This is a genomic window from Nostoc piscinale CENA21, from assembly GCF_001298445.1.
GTDB classification, from domain to species: Bacteria; Cyanobacteriota; Cyanobacteriia; order Cyanobacteriales; family Nostocaceae; genus Nostoc_B; species Nostoc_B piscinale_A.
The window spans coordinates 2,459,822-2,481,673 of the sequence record NZ_CP012036.1; the positions used below are offsets into that span (position 1 = coordinate 2,459,822).

Annotated in this window: 22 protein-coding genes and 3 pseudogenes; 14 read left to right on the top strand and 11 right to left on the bottom strand. The window is 39.9% G+C overall.

Going from position 1 to position 21,852, the window contains the following annotated elements; translation table 11 throughout:
- Positions 1–76: 76 nt before the first annotated feature.
- The gene (locus tag ACX27_RS31665; protein WP_144427441.1) at positions 77–274 is read right to left on the bottom strand and encodes a hypothetical protein; all 198 of its coding nucleotides are present in this window, start codon (positions 272–274) and stop codon (positions 77–79) included.
- 174 nt (positions 275–448) lie between these two features.
- Here ACX27_RS31665 and rseP point away from each other — a divergent pair, with 174 nt between their 5' ends.
- The 3 genes and pseudogenes from rseP (at position 449) to rpsN (ending at position 2,718) form a co-directional block, all read left to right on the top strand.
- Positions 449–1,522, top strand: coding sequence for an RIP metalloprotease RseP (gene rseP / locus ACX27_RS10845; RefSeq protein WP_062291966.1), 1,074 nt, complete (start codon positions 449–451; stop codon positions 1,520–1,522).
- A 150-nt stretch (positions 1,523–1,672) separates the two neighbouring features.
- Positions 1,673–2,342: pseudogene (nth, locus tag ACX27_RS10850) on the top strand (endonuclease III).
- Between the two features lie 72 nt (positions 2,343–2,414).
- Positions 2,415–2,718, top strand: a pseudogene (gene rpsN, locus ACX27_RS10855) (30S ribosomal protein S14).
- A 68-nt stretch (positions 2,719–2,786) separates the two neighbouring features.
- Here the strand turns inward: rpsN and ACX27_RS10860 are convergent.
- Positions 2,787–3,116 carry a hypothetical protein gene (locus ACX27_RS10860; protein WP_062291975.1) on the bottom strand — a complete coding sequence of 110 codons (330 nt, stop codon included), beginning with the start codon at positions 3,114–3,116 and terminating at the stop codon, positions 2,787–2,789.
- Between the two features lie 107 nt (positions 3,117–3,223).
- Here ACX27_RS10860 and aat point away from each other — a divergent pair, with 107 nt between their 5' ends.
- From aat to ACX27_RS10880, 4 genes are all read left to right on the top strand, one after another.
- Entirely contained in the window at positions 3,224–3,799 is a 576-nt protein-coding gene (gene aat / locus ACX27_RS10865) for a leucyl/phenylalanyl-tRNA--protein transferase (protein WP_062291979.1), read from the top strand.
- Between the two features lie 50 nt (positions 3,800–3,849).
- Positions 3,850–4,071 (top strand): DUF5063 domain-containing protein, encoded by a 222-nt coding sequence (locus tag ACX27_RS10870; protein WP_062291983.1) that lies wholly within the window; start codon positions 3,850–3,852, stop codon positions 4,069–4,071.
- A 131-nt stretch (positions 4,072–4,202) separates the two neighbouring features.
- Positions 4,203–4,586 carry a hypothetical protein gene (locus ACX27_RS10875; RefSeq protein WP_062291985.1) on the top strand — a complete coding sequence of 128 codons (384 nt, stop codon included), beginning with the start codon at positions 4,203–4,205 and terminating at the stop codon, positions 4,584–4,586.
- On the top strand, positions 4,576–4,923 hold the full coding sequence (locus ACX27_RS10880; protein ID WP_062291988.1) for a DUF5615 family PIN-like protein: 348 nt from the start codon (positions 4,576–4,578) through the stop codon (positions 4,921–4,923). The genes ACX27_RS10875 and ACX27_RS10880 overlap by 11 nt, the downstream gene beginning before the upstream one ends.
- A gap of 25 nt (positions 4,924–4,948) precedes the next feature.
- Here the strand turns inward: ACX27_RS10880 and ACX27_RS10885 are convergent, their stop codons facing one another.
- The 5 genes and pseudogenes from ACX27_RS10885 to ACX27_RS10905 form a co-directional block, all read right to left on the bottom strand.
- Entirely contained in the window at positions 4,949–5,758 is an 810-nt protein-coding gene (locus ACX27_RS10885; RefSeq protein ID WP_062291990.1) for a DUF3598 family protein, read from the bottom strand.
- Positions 5,759–5,832: 74 nt separating this feature from the next.
- A complete protein-coding gene (locus tag ACX27_RS10890; protein ID WP_062298280.1) occupies positions 5,833–6,735 on the bottom strand; it encodes a cell division protein FtsX in 903 nt (300 codons plus the stop codon).
- A gap of 162 nt (positions 6,736–6,897) precedes the next feature.
- A pseudogene (locus tag ACX27_RS35680) lies at positions 6,898–7,853 on the bottom strand (ISAs1 family transposase).
- A complete protein-coding gene (locus ACX27_RS35685; protein WP_083468651.1) occupies positions 7,789–7,989 on the bottom strand; it encodes a transposase family protein in 201 nt (66 codons plus the stop codon). Before ACX27_RS35685 ends, ACX27_RS35680 begins: the two are co-directional and overlap by 65 nt.
- Positions 7,990–8,132: 143 nt before the next feature.
- Positions 8,133–9,374 carry a hypothetical protein gene (locus ACX27_RS10905; protein ID WP_062291995.1) on the bottom strand — a complete coding sequence of 414 codons (1,242 nt, stop codon included), beginning with the start codon at positions 9,372–9,374 and terminating at the stop codon, positions 8,133–8,135.
- 230 nt (positions 9,375–9,604) lie between these two features.
- Between ACX27_RS10905 and ACX27_RS10910 the strand changes: the two genes are divergently transcribed.
- The 6 genes from ACX27_RS10910 to ACX27_RS10935 all read left to right on the top strand — a co-directional run bounded on the left by ACX27_RS10910 (position 9,605) and on the right by ACX27_RS10935 (position 16,881).
- The gene (locus ACX27_RS10910) at positions 9,605–10,081 is read left to right on the top strand and encodes a hypothetical protein (protein WP_062291996.1); all 477 of its coding nucleotides are present in this window, start codon (positions 9,605–9,607) and stop codon (positions 10,079–10,081) included.
- Positions 10,082–10,326: 245 nt separating this feature from the next.
- The gene (locus tag ACX27_RS10915; RefSeq protein ID WP_062291998.1) at positions 10,327–12,198 is read left to right on the top strand and encodes an iron uptake porin; all 1,872 of its coding nucleotides are present in this window, start codon (positions 10,327–10,329) and stop codon (positions 12,196–12,198) included.
- A 174-nt stretch (positions 12,199–12,372) separates the two neighbouring features.
- Complete coding sequence (locus tag ACX27_RS10920; RefSeq protein WP_062292001.1) at positions 12,373–13,437, top strand: hypothetical protein; 1,065 nt, start codon at positions 12,373–12,375, stop codon at positions 13,435–13,437.
- A gap of 454 nt (positions 13,438–13,891) precedes the next feature.
- Positions 13,892–14,563 carry a DUF1361 domain-containing protein gene (locus tag ACX27_RS10925; RefSeq protein ID WP_062292004.1) on the top strand — a complete coding sequence of 224 codons (672 nt, stop codon included), beginning with the start codon at positions 13,892–13,894 and terminating at the stop codon, positions 14,561–14,563.
- Positions 14,564–14,835: 272 nt separating this feature from the next.
- Positions 14,836–16,011 (top strand): baeRF7 domain-containing protein, encoded by a 1,176-nt coding sequence (locus ACX27_RS10930; protein ID WP_062292007.1) that lies wholly within the window; start codon positions 14,836–14,838, stop codon positions 16,009–16,011.
- 48 nt (positions 16,012–16,059) lie between these two features.
- Positions 16,060–16,881 carry a hypothetical protein gene (locus tag ACX27_RS10935; protein ID WP_062292010.1) on the top strand — a complete coding sequence of 274 codons (822 nt, stop codon included), beginning with the start codon at positions 16,060–16,062 and terminating at the stop codon, positions 16,879–16,881.
- Positions 16,882–16,891: 10 nt separating this feature from the next.
- Here ACX27_RS10935 and ACX27_RS10940 read toward each other — a convergent pair whose 3' ends face one another.
- The 3 genes from ACX27_RS10940 to ACX27_RS10950 are packed head-to-tail and all read right to left on the bottom strand — an operon-like array spanning position 16,892 to position 19,985.
- Positions 16,892–17,341 (bottom strand): type II toxin-antitoxin system VapC family toxin, encoded by a 450-nt coding sequence (locus tag ACX27_RS10940; RefSeq protein WP_062292012.1) that lies wholly within the window; start codon positions 17,339–17,341, stop codon positions 16,892–16,894.
- Positions 17,342–17,647, bottom strand: coding sequence for a hypothetical protein (locus ACX27_RS10945; protein ID WP_083468896.1), 306 nt, complete (start codon positions 17,645–17,647; stop codon positions 17,342–17,344).
- 19 nt (positions 17,648–17,666) lie between these two features.
- Positions 17,667–19,985: a putative PEP-binding protein gene (locus ACX27_RS10950; RefSeq protein WP_062292015.1), complete on the bottom strand. Its 2,319-nt coding sequence runs from the start codon at positions 19,983–19,985 to the stop codon at positions 17,667–17,669.
- A gap of 858 nt (positions 19,986–20,843) precedes the next feature.
- Here ACX27_RS10950 and ACX27_RS10955 point away from each other — a divergent pair.
- Positions 20,844–21,299, top strand: a complete 456-nt coding sequence (locus tag ACX27_RS10955) for an MgtC/SapB family protein (RefSeq protein WP_062298283.1) — start codon at positions 20,844–20,846, stop codon at positions 21,297–21,299.
- 116 nt (positions 21,300–21,415) lie between these two features.
- On the opposite strand, the gene ACX27_RS10960 is transcribed toward ACX27_RS10955, so the two are convergent.
- Positions 21,416–21,832: a hypothetical protein gene (locus ACX27_RS10960; RefSeq protein ID WP_062298285.1), complete on the bottom strand. Its 417-nt coding sequence runs from the start codon at positions 21,830–21,832 to the stop codon at positions 21,416–21,418.
- Positions 21,833–21,852: the final 20 nt, after the last annotated feature.

The following is a 21,852-nucleotide window of genomic DNA, read 5'->3' on the forward strand; positions in this document are numbered from 1 at the left end:
TATACAAGTTATACGCTAAGTTAAACAAAAACCCCAACATCATTTCATACATCGGCTAGACATAATAGAAATCGAGTCAGCCAAATCTACATACCCAACTAGCTGAAGGCATTGTCCAAGTAGCAAATGCTCTTTGAGCAATGCCCAAGCTTTTATTTAGTGCTGTAAAATCAGTTTCATCAGGACTGCCTTCTTGAATCAATACCATTAAGACTGACGCAAGAACTCTCTCAAACTCTGATAACTCTGCATTCTTAGCGTTCTTGTTTGACATACTTTGGTTTTTTTCCACCTATAAATAAGTAAGTTAAAATCTCTCGTCTGCTGCCTTCCTGGCTCGTAAACTCAAGCTAGAACTTCAGGACGTATAACAGCATGAACTCTCAGCGTCCGTTCTTCAACTACTACAATAAGGAAATATATCCGAATATTTTGACTTATTTGCTTTATGTCAGTTTTAGCAGCGATCGCAGTCTTGGCTGTTTTAATTTTGGTACATGAACTGGGACACTTTGTGGCAGCGCGGTCTCAAGGCATTTACGCTAACCGCTTTTCCTTGGGGTTTGGGCCGATTTTGTGGAAATACCAAGGAACGGAAACCGAATATGCCATACGTGCTTTTCCCTTGGGTGGCTTTGTTGGTTTTCCCGATGATGACCCAGATAGTGACATTCCACCCAACGACCCAAATCTGCTGCGTAACCGTCCAATTTTAGACCGGGCGATCGTTATCAGTGCGGGAGTCATCGCAAATTTAATCTTTGCCTACTTAGTCCTAGTGCTGCAATTGGGCATTGTGGGCATCCCTGAAAAGTTCAATTATCAACCTGGTGTAATTGTTCAACCAGTTAATGAACAATCTATTGCCTATCAAGCCGGAATTAGAGAAGGTGATATAGTTTTAGCCATTAACGGTCAAGAACTCCCAGCTTCCGAAAAGTCCACCGCTATCTTGACCAAAGAAATTCAAACCCATCCCAACCAGGAAATTTCCCTCAAAGTTCAGCAGAAAGATCAACAAGTTTCTCTGAAAATAACCCCCACAAAAGGCGCAGATGGTAAAGGCTTGGTTGGCATTCAATTAGGGCCAAATGGTAAACCTGTTTTTCGCCGCCCCAGTAATCCTTTTGAGATTTTTGGTATTGCAGCTAACCGCTTCCAACAATTATTTGTCGGCACACTCAATGGTTTTGGACAATTAATTACCAACTTCCAACAAACCATTGGACAAGTCTCTGGCCCAGTTAATATCGTCAAGGTTGGTGCAAAATTAGCCGCCGATGACAGCACAAACTTGTTATCTTTTGCAGCGATTATCAGCATTAACTTAGCCATTATCAATATCTTGCCCCTCCCAGCATTAGATGGCGGACAACTAGCTTTTCTATTAATTGAAGGTTTGCGCGGTAAACCCTTACCTAGCCGCATTCAAGAAGGTGTAATGCAAACTGGCTTAGTCCTACTTTTGGGTTTAGGTATTTTCTTAATTGTCAAAGAAACCATCCAGTTAACTACTCAGTAGTAATGCTGCAAAATTAAAGCACTCAGACTAAAATCTGAAGCTCATCAAACCAAGCCTGCACAAGCAGGCTAATTTATTTTTTACTTACTAATCTCTAAGTAAATAGGCAATTATTTTTTTTACTTTTGCCTTTTTACCTTTGCCTTTTTTATGACCACCACACGCAAATCTCCTTCAAAAAAAACAACGGGCGTTAGAAATTCTCCATCGCCTCAAGCATTTATATCCAGATGCCACTTGTTCATTAAATTACTCAACACCTGTACAACTACTCGTTGCAACTATTCTTTCTGCTCAATGTACAGATGAGCGCGTTAATAAAGTTACACCAGCTTTATTTAGCCGTTTTCCCGATGCAGCCAGTTTAGCCAATGCTGATTTAGAAGAATTAGAAAACTTGGTACGTTCTACAGGGTTTTATCACAATAAAGCTAAAAATATTCAAGCCGCCTGTCGGATGATTGTGACTGAGTTTAACTCGGTTGTTCCTAACCAAATGGAGCAATTATTAAAATTACCTGGTGTGGCGCGAAAAACAGCAAATGTAGTTTTAGCCCACGCTTATGGGATCAATGCTGGAGTAACTGTAGATACTCACGTTAAGCGTCTCAGTCAACGCCTGGGTTTAACTAAATATGCTGAACCCATTAAAATTGAACAAGATTTAATGAAGTTATTACCCCAACCAGATTGGGAAAATTGGTCAATTCGGCTGATTTATCATGGTCGCGCTATCTGTAAAGCCCGTTCTCCCGCTTGTGCAGCTTGTGAGTTGGCTGATTTATGCCCGACATCTGACAAAGTGATCACAATAGGCTAGGCAATATCAAAACTATCCCTAGAATTGATTCTGACACTGTAGAATGGAAAATGCTGTCTTTATTTAGAATGTATGGCGAAGAAAAGTATGATTGAGCGCGAGAAAAAAACGCGCCAAATTAGTCGCAAAGTATGCGGAAAAGCGTGAAACTCTGATGGAAGAGTTCAAGCAAGCAGAATCTTTAGAAGAGAAACTGGACGCTCACCGTAAAATTCAACAACTACCTCGTAACAGTGCGCCCAACCGTCGCCGCAATCGCTGTTGGGTAACTGGTCGTCCCAGAGGTGTTTACCGTGACTTCGGACTGTCTCGGAACGTTCTGCGGGAGTGGGCGCACGAAGGTTTATTACCTGGAGTTGTTAAGTCTAGCTGGTAGTCATTAGTCATCAGTCATTAGTCATTGGTTATTCACTAAAGACAAATGACAATGACAAATGACAAAGTTTATTGACCGCAGCAACGGTCTATACCCAGACTTTCTAAGAGTAGATCGCTGACGGCGTTAGCGATCGCAAACTCTCCATAAAAGCTTTTGGAAAAATCAAATCCTTGCATCTCTGTGACAATGGCAATTACCAGAGAACCCAAGTCGTTTTCTCCTTCCATTCGTTGGCGGACATAAATTTGCGCGGCTCGTTGAGCAATCGTTTGGTTGACTGCTTCGGGGATAAATTCTGCATCTAACCACCGCAACAAACGCTCTTGTAACCACTCACCTTCAAGGAGGGGGTTGTTAGCTGGTGGTAGGGTAATGGATGGGATTGGTTGTGTCATTTTGGTAAATGCAGAGTCATGCTAAATATATCCCAGAGGAGCGCAGAGGATGGCGATCGCATCAAACGGCGTTCCTCTGAATTTTTTTATTTTATTTTGATCTATCTATGCAATATGATATCGCTGCAATTATTCAAGGATATGCCCAAGGTTATTTTCTCATGGCTGATGACGATCATGGCTTGGATTGGTATGGCAGCCGCGATCGGACTTTGATTCCTTTAGATCAGCGATTCCGCTATCCTAAGTCCTTGCAGCGTGTTTTGAATCAAGAACGGTTTACAGTTGCGATTAACCGCGATTTTCCGGCTGTTGTGGCTGGCTGCGCGAACCGAGAAACAACCTGGATATCAGATGAATTAAAAGAAATTTACTTATCACTACATAAAACTGGTTTTGCTCACAGTTTTGAAACTTGGCAAGGTGATGAACTTGCAGGCGGTATTTTAGGAATAGTCATTGGCGGCGCTTTCATCGGTGAATCGATGTTTTACCGCATCCCCGAAGGCTCAAAAGTAGCAATGGTCAAATTAGTGGAAAGATTGCGCCAAAAACAATTTGTCCTGTTTGATGCTCAAATGATGAACCCACATTTAGAACGCTTTGGTGCTTACGGTATTGGTGATGAAGAATATCAAACTTTACTTCATAAAGCGTTGCAGCGGCGCTGTTCTTTGGTGTAAGAATGTAGGGCATTATGTAGCTTACTCTAACAATTTAGCGACCAATTTTTATGGGTGCAGAAGTTTACTGGTACTACACAGATTATCAACCTGATCTCAACAGTCTTATCAATGATTTCAATGATATTTATCAAGACATAAAACGAGGTCTTATAATTTACGATCAGGCTTATTTTATAAAAGCATTATGGGAATGGCGTTTTCATTTTAAAATTCATTGGGGCACTCATTTAGTTGGAGCGCAAAGGGCAATTCATAATTATTTTTCGTAGTCATACTTGGATATAGAGGCTGATATTCTATCTGTTCAGTTTAAGAGAGTTGTTAAGATTATTTGGAATTATCAGTTCTTCAGCCAAGCTATAATTTGCTTAAAGTGAAAAGAATTCTTTGGAGTGGCTTGATGTCCCTACAAGAACTGAAAGAACAAGTTTGTAAACTTTCTGTAAGCGATCGCCTCGCCCTTGTCAACGCTATTATTCAATCTCTACAAGATATACCTCAAACTGAAAACTGGCAATATTTAGTAGCTCGTCCTCATCCCTGGCGTAAACAACTTTATATTAAAGGACGCAAACTTCTGGCATCAACTATTTGGCAAGATATGATGGCCAATCAGATGTCCTCAGAGGAAGCCGCCGAAAATTGGGATTTGCCCCTATCTGCTATTGAAGAAGTGATTAATTACTGCGAGAGTCACCAAGAACTACTAAAACTAGAAGCGGATGAGGAACTCTATCGCCTACAAGTAAAAGGAGTATCAATTGAGTCTACGAATGCTGCTTGATGAGGATTCTCAAGCAAAATACTTGGTTAATCTTCTTCAAGCAGTAGGTCATGATGTAGTGACTGTTAATTTAGTAGGTTTGATGAATTGTCCCGATGTAGTTGTGTTAGATTATGCGAGACAAGATGGGCGTGTGCTGCTTACCCGTAACTGTAATGATTTTCAAGAATTACATCAAATCAATCCATCTCATCCAGGCATTTTGGCGGTTTATCAAGATTTTGTAGTGTCTAAGAATATGACCTATCAAACAATTGTCAAGGCAATTGCCAATATAGAAGCCGCAAGCTATTCTCTAGAGAATCAATTTGTTATTCTTAATCAATGGAATTATTAATTAGGACTTACTTTCATAACAATTCTTACACCTTTTGTTCAGTTACCAAAGTCAGGCTTACCCATTCACCTTTATCGCTGTAAGTGCGAACCATACGCTGGCGCAAGTTAGGTTGAATTAACCAACCAACTTCTAAAAATAAGGGTTGACGTAGTTTTACTTGCAATGGCGATGTTGCTGAAGCACCGTTAGGTAATAATAAAATTTGTACTTGCTTTTCTGGGTCTTGGTCAAAGTGAATGAGAGAACCTTTGATAGTTGCTGTTGAAGTGATAGTTCTTAGTCCAAAAGTCAAACTTTGGACTAATCGTCCAGTATCATCTAAATGTAATTTTAAAGTTGAAGAGAAAGTATCAGGCGATCGCCAGTCAGGATATATTGTAATTGCTTCACCACGCCATTCTCCCAATAAATCATTTACCGTTAAGGGAGGATTTTCTACTGGTTCGGTTCCGGCTAAATGTTCTCGTATTAAAGTTAGTTTATCAAGTTGACCGTTTTTATCAAATAATTGAACTAAACGTACGCGGCGGTTTTCATAAATTAAACCAAGTTCTGCACCAAATTCTGTAAATGGTGCTAATTGAATGGAACCTTGAGAAAATGCACCATTTTCAAAGAAAAGTATACTCTTAGCTAAAGAACTATATTCTAAAACTAAATCTTCTTGTCCTTCACGGCGGACAATTTGACGCATAGTTTTGTTTTCGTTTAATCCTTCAAAGGAAACAACACTTTTAATATCTTCTAAGAGTTGACCTTGAGTGGAAAATCGGGTGAATGAACCTCGCCACTCACCGAGATTTTTTAATAAAGATTCCCATTGAGATGTCATGTTATTTGTCCTTGGTCATTTGTCATTTGTCATTTGTTATTTGATAAATATAATAGAGAACTCTGGAGCATAGACTAAGCCTTCGCAAATCGATGTACTGCAAATAAGCTGCCTATTAATCCTACCGTTGCACCGAAACTTAAGAGAATCAACGGTAATAATAAGATTTGTGTGGGTGCAAGTTGCAAACCATTGGCAAGGAATTGAATAAACTCTGGTTGATTAGCTAGTAATTTGCCTAAAAACTGTTCAATTACCGAAATGAAACTCCAAGCGATCGCACCGCCAACTAAACCAAAGGAAATTCCTTGTAAAATAAACGGTAGATAAATCCAGGCGGAAGTTGCGCCGACTAGCTGCATAATCTCAATTTCTCGCTTTCGCGCCAAGACAATGAGGCGAATGGTGGTTGTAGTAACAGCGATCGCAGTTAAGGTCAAAATACTGGTAATTGTCACAGTAAACCAGTTCAACCCGCGATGCAACTGAGCAATTCGTTTCACAGCTTCATCAACATACTCTACAGTATCAACACCGTGCAGTTTCGCCAGATTTGTGGCTAGAACTGGTACTACTTGAGAACTACGCGCTTTAACTTTCATCTCATCCACTAAAGGATTTTCCCCTAGTTGCTGAGTCGCACCGTCAATATCTGCAATTCCCAAATCTTTGACTAATTTTGGCCAAGCTTCTTCTTTGGTAATGCTTTGCATCGAAACCACTTCCGGCATTTTTACTACCAAATGTTCGATGCTTTTAGCGTCTATTCCCGGTTCTAAATATACTGAAACTTCCAATTGGCTACCGAATTGATTCAGGAGTTTTTCGACTTGCCAAGAAGTTTGCAGACTCAAGCCGAACAGAAATAATAATACCGCCACAGTGCTAACAGCAGCCCAATTCATCCAGCCGCCACGCAATAAACCTAAGAAAGTTTCTTTCAGTAAATAGTCGAGTTTCGTGAGAAATTTAAACACAGACCACCCCAACATCACAAAAGTAAATCGTAATCACTCTTTATACTCGATGTGATGAAGTTTACCCATGAAAATTTACGCAAAAAGTTTGTCTGTGGAGACTGGGTGTAGGGGTAAGGGGTGTAGGGGTGCAGGGTGGTAGGGTGCAGGGGTGGGGCTGTTTCATTCTAAAAAGGAAAAAAGTAATGGGATGTTGTGGGAGCAGAATCTGATAGCTCTGGTAAGGGAATCAAAACCATTGTGGCGGAAAAGATTAATCACAAAACTGCGGAGAATTGAGAAGTTGGCAGCAGCATAACCATCAACCATTTGGGCAGAGTCTTCATCAAAGACAACATCTTTCACCCAATGTAATCGATTTTCTACGCTCCAGTGGCGACGAATACCACAGGCAAAATCGGATGCTTTCAGGGACAGAGAACTGATGTAGTAAGCAGTTTCTTGGTAAGCTTTACCAGCACGAGTACCAACTCGTTCGACTTGAATAATCGACTTTAAACCCAGCCAATCATGGGAAATATTGTTCAAGTTTTCAAATACACAAACACGACGTTGAGTAAAGCGACCACTCCTTCGTTCAAAATCAGTATGTATAGTTGTGGGCTGTGAGTGCTGCATATTCTGTTGGATTTGGTGATACAGTTTGGGCTGATTGGCTTTGACTGCAATCACATAATCATTGCCACTGTGGATGATTTGCTGGACTGTTTTTTTTGACAATGAAGTGCATCAAAACTAAACACTACACCCTTTAAATCCAAGATAGCAATTAAGTTTTGAACCGTAGCAATTTCACTGCTTTGCTTGTTATCCATCGTTTGTAACCCGACGACTTGACCTTGGTGGCTACTAAACATCGATACGACACTAATGAATCTTTGATAGGCACTGCTATAGTCCTGGACTGTCGCCTTGATACTTTTACCGTCAGTTGCTAACCATTCTAAGGAGCTTAATTCTACATACTGACTTGCCCATTCATTAAATATCTGTGTCAATTCCTCAAAATTTACACGCATCATCACACGGCGAATTGTCGAGTACGATGGCACTCTATCTTTTGGTATCTCTAGTATTTCGATTAATGATTGTTGATGGCGTTTGACAAAATCTCTCATTACCTCTGTATCCTACACAACCACTCATTGTTCCCATGATTACCAGTACTAGTACCAGCCATAATCGGTGTCTTTGTCCTTGCTTTGTCCGAAAATCCCTAACTTTCTTCAGTTGCGTGATAATCGCAACTGTCATTACTACTGTTTAACAATGCACTGACTATCCGATTCAACCATTTTTCTTCCCAGAATGAAACAGCCCTGCCTTCAAAAGGGGGGCTAGGGGGGATCAAGTGCAATATTTAATACTTCTCAGACATCCTCTTAATCGAACTAGCGTTAATTAAACCAAGCTGCAAACTGGAAGAATTGCCCCCGGAAAACTTCTAATAACCGCAACCAAGTATTTGTATCTGTGACTTTACCTAACTCTAAATAAGGTGCAGCAGCAGTTCCTTGCACCCATAAAATTAAATCAAAGGTTTGCGGCTGAGTAAAGACTTTGTTGAGATTAATACCTCTAACTTCGCGTTTTCTCCAGAGTGGGACTAGTTTTTGACCTGTTAACAAAGCATCAGTTTCATTTAAAAAAGTCAGCCACTCATCAATCATGGGTTGAGTGACGACTGCATTGGGAATTACCCCTTTTTGTTGAGGATTGGGTAGCCATTCTCGGTCGTTATCGGTTTCAGCTAAAATCAAATCCCAAGATTGACGACTTAAGGCTGTGACTGTTCGTAAATTTTCCATTGCAGTTGTTAAACGTTCTGGTTCAGCAATGGGAAAATTCATCAGATGAACAAACGCAACGATATCGGTAATAATATCAAAATCAAAACTACCAGATGGGCTTCTACCTGCAACCAGAAAGGGATAAGGAGTTTTTGGTTGAGCAAAAATTAAATGAGCAGTGGCATCAAAGAGTTTACTTTCATCGTAAGCTAAAACTATCTGAGCGATCGCAGATAGTAAATTGCAGTATCCCCTTAGCCAAATTACATCACCTGCATCAAAAGCGATCGCTAAATTTTGGGCAGCTTTTTCGCTGGCTGGTATACCTGTCAATAAGCTAAAAGTCTTCCAGAAAGATTCATCTTCTACTAACTTGCCATCCGCGTTGATATCCAATCTTGTTAAACCCAGCCTTAGTGGTAGCTTAACTTGATTATCTTTGATTGGTTCAAGGGTATCCTTGACTTGAGTTAAATCATTGAGTAAATTTTGCAAAACATTTCTTGTATCTTGGTATGTAACTGGCTCTGGTTTAGGATTTATCGGTACAGGCAAACGTAAAATTGGGAAAAATTGGGTAACAAAATTTTGCTGCACACCATAACGATAAAGCGACTGGGTTAACCTTTGAGTTGCACCCATCAACTGCACAACTCCCAACTTAAATCGCGTCAAATCATCATTGTTGTTTTCCTGAAGTTTAGCTGTAAAAGCTGCTTCTGCCTCCTGAAATTGAGCATTTATCAGATATTCCTCAATATCAGAAGGAGGTGTCGCTGATTTGACTAGCGGCGTAAATGAGAATAATAAGCTGAGGACTAGTAAAAGAGAACAAACAAAAAGGCGCATAAGCTTTCACCTCATAAATACATTTGTTTGCGCTACTTTAACCTAAATCATCCGCAATCCTGCTTAAGAATAGCTAAAAGTCTAGTTTCAGTAACAGGTGATGGTGGCTGATTCGGTTCCTTGTTCTTGAAATTAAGATCAGCTTTTTTACGGAAATTAACGCAACACTTCCCACAATTGTGGAAATTATTGGTTACGATTGTCTGGATTTTACAGCTGGTGGGGTATGAATCTCTGTGTGGCGTAAATATAGTTTTATTACTAGTCTTAGTCTCAGTCTCGCTTTATTAGTGGCTGGTTGTGAAAATAAAACCTCCCAGTGTCAGCGACTAATTCAAGTCGTGAACGAAGGAAATGCACTTATTGATCAAAATAAAGGTAAGCAAGCAGTTACTAGCTTACAACTATCTAAAGATTTAGAAGCGATTAATACATCTTTAGAAGAATTAAAATTGGCAGATCCCAAACTCAAAGAATATCAAAGTCGTTTTCAGAAGGTATTTGATAACCTCAGTAATGGTATTGCTAAGGCTGCTAAAGCTTTAGCTGCTGCGAAAACAGCCGAAGCTTCACCAACTGGTAGAGAAAAAATCAAAAAAGCCAGAACCGACATTGATACCGCTTTAAGCGCCGCAGCTAAAACGGCTGGTAAAGAATCAGATACTTTAATGAATGATCTGAATAAATACTGTAGCCAGTCAGAGTGAAAGTCTGAAGTGTGAAGTTAGGACTTACGCAGTGAGACGAAAAACTAAGGGTTTGGGAAAGGGTGTCAGGGTGTAGGGGTATGGGGGTGTATGTATCCCAAACCCTTACACCCCAACACCCTTTCACCCCTAAACCCAATCTCCACAGACAATCTTTGTTTTTATAACTTTTTATACAGAAATATCCTGAAGAACACCAAAAAACTTTGTCAAAAGAAATATTGGTGTTAGTCAACAGGTATACCATGAGCGACCTAAGTCTACTGATGCTAGGCGTATTGACAGCCGGGCAAACATCTCCACCTAATAATTTACCAGAACCGCCTGTAGTTCAGTCAGACACAGAAATCCAGCAGCTAAAAACAGAGAACTTATCACAAATTTCTCCCCCTGCGGAAATTACACCACCTGAATTTATGCAGCCGGATAGCACTTCCGAGGCTATGACTGCGCCTGTAAATGACCAGTATCAAAATCTACTTAATAAAATACCTCAAAATACTAGTTCCCAAGATTCGCAAATTCCCGTAGAAATTTCACCAGCAGTTCAACTCCCAATTTCTCCAGAATCTCCCGCCGCACCAGAGTTTTCTGACACTACTGAATCAGATGATCAGATGTCTCAAGTGACATCGGTATCGCAATTAGATGATGTCCAACCAACTGACTGGGCTTTTAGTGCTTTACAGTCTTTAGTTGAGCGTTATGGCTGTATTGCAGGAAATAGCAACGGCCAGTATTTAGGTAATAGTGCTGTCAATCGTTATGAATTTGCTCATAGTTTAAATATTTGTCTGAATCAAATTCAAGAATTAATTACTAAAACTCAAGTTAATACTGTTAGTCAAGCAGATTTAGATCAAATTCAAAAATTACAAAGTGAATTTCAAAAAGAATTACAGGAAATAGCGCAACGTGTTGATGTTTTAGAAAATAAAAATATTGAATTAACATCTCATCAGTTTTCGACTACAACCAGATTATTTGGACAAGCTATTTTTAGTCTTCAAGGCACAAATACAACTAATGTGGATTTGTTTCCTAGAGATGGTGTAGCAGAAAGGCAAGGTAAAACTAATCTGACTTTTACAAATAGTGTCCAGTTAACGTTAGCAACATCATTTACCGGAAAAGATTTATTAATTACAGGGCTATCGGCAGGAAATTTAGGTTCTAATGCCTCGTTAATTTCTCATAATATGGGGCGCTTGAGTTTTGAATCGAATACTGAGAATAGAGTAGTTATTAATGATTTATCTTATCGATTTTTACTGGCGGATAATTTAGGAGTTGTTGTTGGTTCGGCTGGAGTGAATGCTGCTACAACTTTTCGCGGAATTAATCCGTTAGAAGGTTCGGGAGATGGGGCAATTTCACAATTTGGTCAGAGGAATCCGATTTTAAATATTGGTAATGGGACTGGTGGTATAGGTTTTGACTGGGAAATTAGCGATCGCATCAGTCTTCAAGGCGTGTACAGTTCCGAAATCCCCAGCTTTCCCGGTAATGCCAATTCAGCAGGCTTATTTGGCGGTAGATATAGCGCAGGCGCACAACTCACCCTCGCACCCACCGACGATTTAGATATCGGCATACATTACATATATTCCCACTCCCCAAATGATTTACTCGGTACTGGCATTGGTGACGCGCAATTAATTTCGCCATTTGCACCCACTACAGCTTTTAATACCCATGCGGTTGGTGCAACTGTGGTATGGCGTTTAAATGATAATTTACAGTTGGGCGGTTGGGGTGGTTTTTCTACTTCTAAACCAGATAATCTCTCTGGTAGTGTAGAAACTACTAATTGGATGGTATTTGCAGCGTTACCAAATTTAGGTAAGGCGGGAAATCTCGGCGGTATTTTAGTGGGACAACCCCCCAAAATTACTGCGAGTAACTTACCCGATGGCTACAATTTTCCTAACTTCTCGAATGGGGGAACGCCAGGGGGACGTAGCGATACATCACTGCATGTAGAACTTTTTTATCGCGCCCAACTCAATGACCGTCTTTCCCTCACACCAGGCTTATTAGTTGTTTTCAATCCTGATCATAATGCTGCTAATGACCCTTTGATAGTAGGTGCATTAAGAGCAGCTTTCCGGTTTTAATTCCGTAAGCATGTAAATGTAATCACAAGGGGCGAAACCCCCTGCTGTGTTGCCTTACTACTTTTGACTGTCAGCAATCTTAAAGCATATCCAATTTATATTTCGACTTTTTGATCACGCGCTAGAAGTTTCATGCGTGTTGTTTTTGATGAAGAAATAAGGAGCAAATTTTTCATGCAATTGAATTCATCAACAAAAAAGATTAGCTGTGCAGTTTTAGGTAGTAGTAGTTTAGCCGCAGTTTTGCTTGGTTTGACTGGTAGTAGTGCTTCTGCCCAATTAATAATTCAAAGTACTGGTAGAATCTCAGGAACCTTGGAACTACCGAGTTTCAACCCTAATTTTAATAACTCCGTCACACGCATCGATACTGACTCTCAAGGAGTTTATCAACGGAATATCGGTACTGCCAGTAAGCCCAATTATGTGCCTGTTTATAAGTCCGACTATGTGAAAGTAGAAACACGCACTGATGGGAGTTTACATTACTTTGTTGACTTTAAAGGCATCCCGGTGATTTCTTTTAATGGGGTTTTGACTTCGCCGGCGCTGTCTGGTGGTCAATTAACACCCTTTACTTATCAAGGAAAAATCCCGAATGTTTCCTTTCAAGGTATCGTACAAGATGAATTTGGGTTTGCTAAAGCTTTCTATACGGGGATTGTCACCGACCCCAAAACAGGTAAACAATATCAAGGTACTTTTCAGTTAAATGGCCAAGGGCCAAGATATAGCGATCGCAATGGTGGCGAAAGTCCGACAGTCTTTGATTATAAGTCTGATATTCCCGGTACTAAGCCAGATCCGACACCCTATGAAATGAAAAATACTCCTTTGGTGAGGTTGACAATTACCGTACCTGCTGATGCTACCCTGATTAATCCTGGTGGTGGGACGACTCCAACTCCCACAACTCCCACTCCACCCAGCGTTAATAACCCTTCAACTTCTACGCCTACACCCAGTACACCGATTCCTGTCTCAGTAGATAGTGGTGCGATCGCCACGACTCCCATAAAATCTAATCTTGGTGGGACATCTGGTCAATCTAGCCCATCTCTTTCTACTGACTCCAATATGGAATTCAGCAGTGGTTATTCTCCCACAGCTAACCCTGTCAGTTTAGAAGTTTCTCCTGTCGCAGCTAAAATTTGTCACGATGATTCTCTCAATTGTCGACCACAAGTAACTGCAACTAAACAAGCAATTGGCCCCCGCAGCCGCGTTCTAGTGCGTTAATTGCTGATGAAAGGGAACAGGTAACGGGCAACAGTTTGCCTGTTTCCTCCCCAAAGAAGTCAAATTTTCCATTTTTCGGGAATTGGCCCAGGGGAGATTGTATCTAAACCACGACTACAAAAATACGACCTCCTAGAGCAAAAATTATACTGGGAGTTTGAGTGGCAATTTTGCGGCTCATACTTCCAGATTTCTGCTAAATATATCCTTAATCATTTTCTGGTTATACTAGTACAAAAAGTGTGAATTTTGAAATGAGTCAACCTGTATAAACAGCTTCCAGGTTATTTATTATGGGTAGTATATTTATCTATCCAGTGTCAGATTTTCATAACCTGACAAAGAACATACAAAAAATCACACAGCTAATTTTTACCCAACTGATCAGTCAAACATAGCAGTTAAGGCTATACAACAAAACTACATCAATCACACATCTGGCAAGCGAGCATTTATGAAAGAGGAATTGATTGTATTGATAGTCAAAGTTTTACAGGTCTTGCGAATCAACATGAATTGGATGACGTGGAACCTATTTTTGGCTTTCATACCTTTGGTTTTAAGTGTTTGGTTGTTCCGCACTCGCCGGGGACGTTCTTGGGTTTGGTGGTTAGGATTTCTCGTATTTTATGCTTTCTTGCCAAATGCACCTTATTTATTAACCGATGTTATTCACTTGATTGATGATATTCGGACAATTCAATCAGTGTGGATGATTACTTTAATACTAATTCCAGTTTATTTTTTGGTAATTTTTGCCGGGTTTGAAGCTTACGTTATCTCTTTAATTAATTTCGGATACTATTTACACCGCATTGGCAAAAGTCACTGGATTTTTAGAGTTGAGTTAATTACTCATGCTCTTTGTGCTATTGGGATTTATTGGGGAAGATTTTTGCGTTTCAACAGCTGGGATTTTATTACGCAACCAGATGCTTTATTAACTAAAGGTGTAGAAGAACTATTGGGTAAACAGCCTTTAGTGATTATAACTCTTACATTTGTGATTCTGCTTGGATTGCATTGGCTGATGAAACGAGTGAGTTTGGGTTTTGTGAATCAAGCACCAGAAAGAATGGTAGTTAACTCAAATTCAGCTAATACTGATACATCTAATGCTGGATAAACATCAACTTTAATTCAAAAATTTGCATAATAATTTGAATAAATACGCCAGAAAGTGGCATATTTTTTATTCGTTTTGTCTTTAGCTTCCCGACTTCTTTGAAAAGTCAGGGAGCTTTTTGTTCACGAACGCTTGCGGACTCCTATATCTCTCTCAAGAATGGTAAGTTTGTCGATATTTTTTATCAAAAGAAAGATGAAATATTTAGTGTCTAGTTATGAAATAAATCTAGATCATGCAATTGAGATTGCTGTGCATAGGAGTTTTATAATATGACGCTATTATCTATTGATGAGCTAAAGACTTTAACTGAAAATACTAATCAACCCTGTGTTTCTCTATATATGCCAATGCAAAAAGCAGGGCCAGAGATTCGGCAAAATCCGATTCGCTTTAAAAATCTCATTCGTGATGCACAAGCTCGCTTGGAAGCAATGAAAATGAACCAAGACGAGGCAAATGAGTTACTTCAGCCAGCGATGGAACTGGATACAGGGGAATTTTGGGAAAATCAAGACCAAGGTTTAGCGATTTTTATTGCGCCGGGAGTATTTCGCTATTATCAGTTACCAACGGAATTTCAAGAATTGGTAGTTGTGAGCGATCGCTTCCATATCAAGCCATTACTACCTTTAATTAATAATGATGGGAAGTTTTACATTCTGGCTTTAAGCCAACAAGATTTGAAATTTTTTGAAGGTACGCGTTCTGGCTTGAATGAGGTAGAAATCGAAAATCTGCCCAAGAGCCTTGATGAAGCTCTCTTGTACGACGAAACCGCTAGAGAAGGTCAATTTCGCATTGCCACATCAAAAGGTAGCACCTCAAACCCTTTCTCTCGCTCACAGCCAGGTGCATTCCACGGTCAAGGAAGTCCAGACCGAGATCAACACCAAGAAGCCATCCTGCAATTCTTTCACATAGTTGATGGAGAACTGCATGAAAAACTCCGCGAAGAAACAGCACCATTAATTTTGGCGGGAGTAGATTACCTTCATCCCATTTACCGCCAAGCCAATAGTTATACCAATTTACTAGAACAAGGCATTACCCGCCGACCAGAACTTTTCCAAATTGATGAATTACACGCAGATGCTTGGGAAATTGTCGAGCCGCTATTTCATGAGTCGGAACATCAAGCTATGGAGCTTTATCAACAACTACTAGGTGAAGGTAGTAGTACAGCTTCTAGTGATCTCAAGGAAATTGTGGCTGCGGCTTATTACCAAAGAGTTGATTCTTTGTTTGTCCCTGTAGGACAACAAATTTGGGGTAAGTTTGACCCAGAAACGATGAATGTCGATATCCACTCAGAACCAGAGCCAGATGATCAAGATTTGTTAGATTTTGCCGCGATTCACACGATTCTCAATGGCGGTAGTGTTTATGCGGTGGAACCAGAAAAAATGCCAAGTCAGTTACAAGTAGCAGCAATTTTCCGATATTGATGATTTTTGTAGTGTTGTATACAGTTGAACAAGCTATATACAACACTTATGCTGAAGAATTTTCGTGCTTTGCTGAGTCAATCTTTTATCGGTTTAGCTGTTTTGAGCCAAATTGCTATATTTGCCCAGTCTAGTAGTGCAGAAACTATTGTTGGGCAATTAGGCAATGTTCGTGCAGAAATATCTTATGACAAACCAGAAGAATATCAATATAAAAATGTGCGTTTGCAAATTAGCCGCGCAGGTAAAGTTGTTTTAGATCAAAAACTGCCCCAAGAAAGTGAATATGATCGTCCTGTTGGCGGGATATATGAAAAAGAAGATAAGTTGCCAATATTAGATTTAGATGGTGACAAAGAACCAGAAGTTATTGCCGATTTCTTTACAGGCGGCGCACATTGTTGTACTTATTCGTTGATTTACCGCTACGACAAAAAATCTCAAAAGTACACTCAAATTCGCCAAGACTGGGGTAATGGGGCTTATCGATTTCAGGACTTTGATAAAGATGGCATCATCGAACTTGAAAGTCGAGACGATCGTTTTGCTTATGCTTTTACAGCTTATGCTGCTTCTGCTTATCCGTTGCAAATTTGGCAATATCGCCAAGGCAAAATGGTTGATGTAACTCGTCGCTATCCCAAGTTAATTTACAGTCACGCTTCTGAGATATGGAAAACTTACACCGAGATTCGCCAGCAAGGTGATGATGGTAGAGGATTTTTAGCTGCGTATTTAGCTGATAAGTATTTGCTAGGTCAAGGAGAAGATGGTTGGAAAAGAGTCCGACAAGCTTATACAAAAAGCGATCGCACTCAATATTTTACCGATTTACGCAAGTTTCTCCGCGAAACTGGATATGCGAAGTAATTTTATTCACTCAAGAAGTAGATACAACAGTGCTAGGGTTAACAGCCGTGATTTCTGAGTAACGGGCAAAATCACTAATATTAAATGTCAGGATATGAGTTAACCCATGCACTTGCATAGCTGCAACTAGGCGAGCATCATGTACATTGATATCTTGAATGCTGTAAGCAATAACTAGCTTTTCCCATTCCTGGTAAATCAATTGAGTATCTAGCAACAATGGGAACAACTTTTTTAAACGGTTCACTTCTGCCTGCGTTTCTACTACACTACGCCCTAAACCATTTCTTTCGGTTGGGCGTGTATAGACGTTCCAAAATTCAATCAAATTTTGAGGTACAATATGCAACTGTTCGCCACAATTGCGTAATGTTCTAATAGCATTTACGGCATCCGAGTTCATAAGATGGCTAAGGTCTACACTCCTTAATAGAACATTGGTATCTATAAGATACGCCACTTAAATACGTTCTCCATAAATAGTTTCTCGGCTGATATCTTCATCTGAAAGTGTGGGAAGATTCAATTCTCGGTGGCTTTCCACCCATTCTTGAAATGCTGCTATCCATTCTTGGGGAGTCGCAGTTTCATAAAAAGGTTGTTCTGGTGATGATTGCACTAGTTGTTGAAGCATAGCATCTAAGTAAGGCTGAATTTCCGATGGCGGACGATGGGAAACTTTTGCCAACAATAGAGTTATGGCTTCAATATCTTGACTATAAAATTCATGTAGCTCACTGAGCATTGGTTTTTGTTGACTGTTCATAGCTTTCATCAATGTTTCTTCAATGAATTGTTCGCCGTGCTGCTGCCAAAATTAACCGATGTTCAGCACGCGCGATCGCATAATGTGTACGTTCTACTGCTTCTGGTTCGACGGAAATGGAAGTAATGCCCCATTCCACTAGTTTGTCGATGATTTCAGGATACAATGCTGGTGCTTGACCGCAGATTGCACAGGGGATGTCGGCATTTTTCGCCATTTGGATTAATTGAGCGATCGCACCCATAACTGCTGGATGGCGCTCATCAAAGATTTTTGTGAGTTGTCCTTGTTCTCGATCAACACCTAACAACAGTTGTGTTAAGTCATTCGTACCAATGGAAATTCCTGCTACCCCGGCTTTAACATACTCTGGCAGTAAAAATAATACACTCGGTACTTCTGCCATGATCCACAATTGAAACTGGGACATTTGAGTTAAGCCGATTTGCTCTACTTTCTGACGACAAAAGCTAAACTCAGCTACACTCCGCACAAAGGGTAATAATAACCGCAGATTGCTGTAACCTGCTTTTTGGACATTCAGTAAAGCTGTGAGTTCCAATTCAAAAACGCCAGGGTTGTTAAGATAACTCAATGTGCCGCGATCGCCCAAAATCGAATGGGTTGCAGATGGGGGTGTATAAGTTGAGGAAAATTCCGAAAATCGCCAATCAAGAGCGCGATAAAATACCGGACGGGGAGTAAAAGCACGTACAAAGTTGATAATCTGCTGTGTCCACAACTCCAACAATTCTGAGCGACGACCACTCATAATCCAATTGTGGGGGTGTTGTCCTTCCAAAATATTCAACAGCATTAATTCTGAGCGTAACAATCCTACACCATCGACTGGTAAGGTCTGCGATCGCTCGATTAAATTAGGCTGACTCAGATTCACCATTAGTTGAGTAGCAATCATGGGCGGTTGCGAACTAAGATGCGGATGATCGGGTGAAACAGAAGGAACAGGGATACTAATTTCTTGATTTCTGGCTTTGCTGTCTCTGAGGCGATAAATTTCTCCCCTATCGCCATCTACTAGCAATTTTTCTCCGGTTTGAATTAAGACTGTAGCATCTTTTGCACTCACAACTGCGGGAATGCCCAATTCTCTAGATAATATTGCGCCATGACTAGTCAAACCACCTTGCACTGTCACAATCGCCGCAACTTTTTGCATTACAGCTAACCAATCAGGTGCGATCGTCGGGACGACAAGCACAACTCCTTCGGGTATTTGCTCTGGTTTTTCGAGAGAATTGATCACATAAGCACTAGCCGTTACCTTGCCTGTGGCTGCACCCAACCCTTTGATTAACTTTAAGTTAGGGACTGGTGTTAGGGGAGTATTAACTTCTGTGATTTGGAGATGGGAAACAGCATCTATTTCCGCAATACTCCACTGGACAGTAAAACTGTTCCCCAGTTCACTTACTAACTGATTTCCCAAAGCGATTATCTGTGGCAAACTCGACTCTGGCAAGGCATATTGTTTTTGTGATTCTTCTAAAAGTAAATAAGCAACTAGACCGTTGTTTTCATCAGTGAGTATTGATTGGAGTGGTGCTTGAGTGGTGGCGCTAATCCCATCATCCAGACGATAAGCCAGCAATTTATTTCCTAAATGTCGTTCCAGAACAATACCTGTTTCTGGCTGAATATAGTAAACATCTGGCAAAACTTCTCCTCTGGTGAGGGCTACTCCTAATCCCCAAGTAGCTTCAATTGTCCACCCAGAGGCATTAGCATGAAGTGAACCACTGGCGATCGCATTTTGCATTGGTTGTACTAACACCGCCAAATTCACATTTTGCAGATCAACTCCCTGGCGTTGCCAATACAATAAGCTTCTGGCGCGAAATAACTGATTCCAAATCCGCTTTAATCCCGAAGCGATCGCATCTTCATCACAACCACAAAAGATTGGCTCTAGTAACCCAGATATATTTCCGATATCTTGGCTAATATTGAAGACTGATAATGTGGGTTGCAAAATCAAATATTTAGTTTGCCATTCTTTTGTCGCAGCAAAAATTGTACTTACCCACTGTGATGGTACATTTGCCGCAATGATTTCTTGACGCAAACGACTAGCCACCTGCTGGAGTTGTCGCCAATTAGCTACATCAAGGTGCAATGAAGAATCAGGTAAGTCTGCAACTAAAGATTCGGAACTGTTAATAGTTTCTAAAAATTGCCGCAAAACCTCTGCTGAAATTACAAAACCAGGTACCACAGGGTAGCCTCGCTGCATCATTCTGCTTAAATAAAATGCTTTGTCGCCTACTTTGGCGCGGTCTTGTAGTTTAATTTGGTCAAGCCAGTAGACTTTTTCCACTCACTTCATTTTTAATGATTTGTCAATTTGCCACTACAGGCTTTACTCTCGGTAAATACTCCCAGGCTATTGCTTGAAGAAGAATTCAGAAGTCAGAATTCAGGAGTCAGAATCAATTAAAGACCACTCCAGCTTCGATTCAGTGGGGGTCTTAAACCCACTTATTCATCCGCCATTCGCATAGAATTCAATTCTGAATTCTGGCAACTGACTCATGAATTCTATTTTGATAAATTATCTGCCGAGAGAGGTTGTTTCCACTTGATTATTGAAAATTATTAGGACTTAGTTATCAGTTTAAGTTCTCATTCAATGCTGTTTGGTAATCATCTCACCCCTTGGTTAGTTAATATTTCTTGTGCCATAGTCATAGCTAAAACCCTAAACAGGCATCAAGCCTTTATGTCTTGAGTTCATGGCTAAACCTAGTAGTTTGAGTTAAAATTTTACTTATTCGTCTGTTTTAACACTCAAATAGCTAGTCCATCAGTTGGAAAACTACACTGTTAGTCTAGTTCATTAATATTGCCATAAATTTCCCTCAAAATTCTATATCATCTGCCTAAAACCACACTAGGCTGAATGCAGTTTATCATCGATAATTACGATGATTGGCAGGTTAATTAATCATATCTGGTAATTTACCCACACATCAGGCGGTGATTTCAAATTTATGCAACTTATTCAGAATATTTGTATAAAATAATTTATACTCAGCATCCTTACTTAATAGAAATACTTGTTAATTTAAAACGAAAAAACATTAAAATATATTTTACCCAGTTAAATTGACTAGACTTAATGTGAATATTTTTCAGTTAAAGTAGCATATATTACTTGATACATTTTAAAACAAAATTGCTAAATACTTACTACTTACTACCAAATGATTGGCTGAATATTCTGTTTAGATTATGCCTCGCTTTGCTATTCGGCGCAATTATTGGCATTGAACGTCAATTTAGACGTAAACCAGCAGGCTTAAGAACTCATATACTTGTGAGTTTGGGTTCTGCCTTGTTTACTCTCATTCCTTTGCAAACAGGGATATCAGAACCTAGCCCCGATGCCTTAAGTCGTGTCATTCAAGGTATTGCCGCAGGTGTTGGATTTTTGGGTGCGGGAGAAATTATCCGTGAATCTTCGCAACAATCGCCGCACCTGGAAGTTCACGGGCTGACATCAGCCGCAGCGATTTGGGTTTCGGCTGCGCTAGGAATTGCTGCTGGTTGTGGTCTATGGCAATTAGGATTAATAGCGGCTTTATTGACCATTTTAGTACTGAATCTATTTAAGAGAATAGAAAAAAGTTAATACCAGTTAACTACTAGAATTTACTCTCTAAATTATGTAGAGACGTTGTATACAAAGTCTCTACATTAAATGAGCAATTTTATTGTCATCAAAAAACTGTATCAGGTGTTTATTTATCATTTATTAAATAATGCCAAGGCTTGAGAAAAAATCTCTTCTTCGGCTCTAGTTTCTAAAATTAATTTAGCTAAATATATAAATTCCCAATCTGTTCGGGTGTCATTTTCAATAGTTTTACTAGCTGCATAAAAACTTACATCATCAGTACATAATTCATTAGTATTACCTGTTTGTAGTTCTGGTTTACGGATATCCCACGAAACTGTTTTGCCACGCAAGGTAAATTGGAACCAGATGATTTTTTCATACTCAAATTCAAAAAAAACATCAAAATAAGGTTCTTCACCTTGAAACCAAATTTTTTTATACCCCTCTTGCCGTCTTTGTTTGATGAATCTTTGCTCAATTGCTCTTAATGATGCACCTAAATAGGCAATTTCTTGGGGGTCTAATTTATAATTAGTTTGTTGCATAATTGAAACTTCATGGTTCA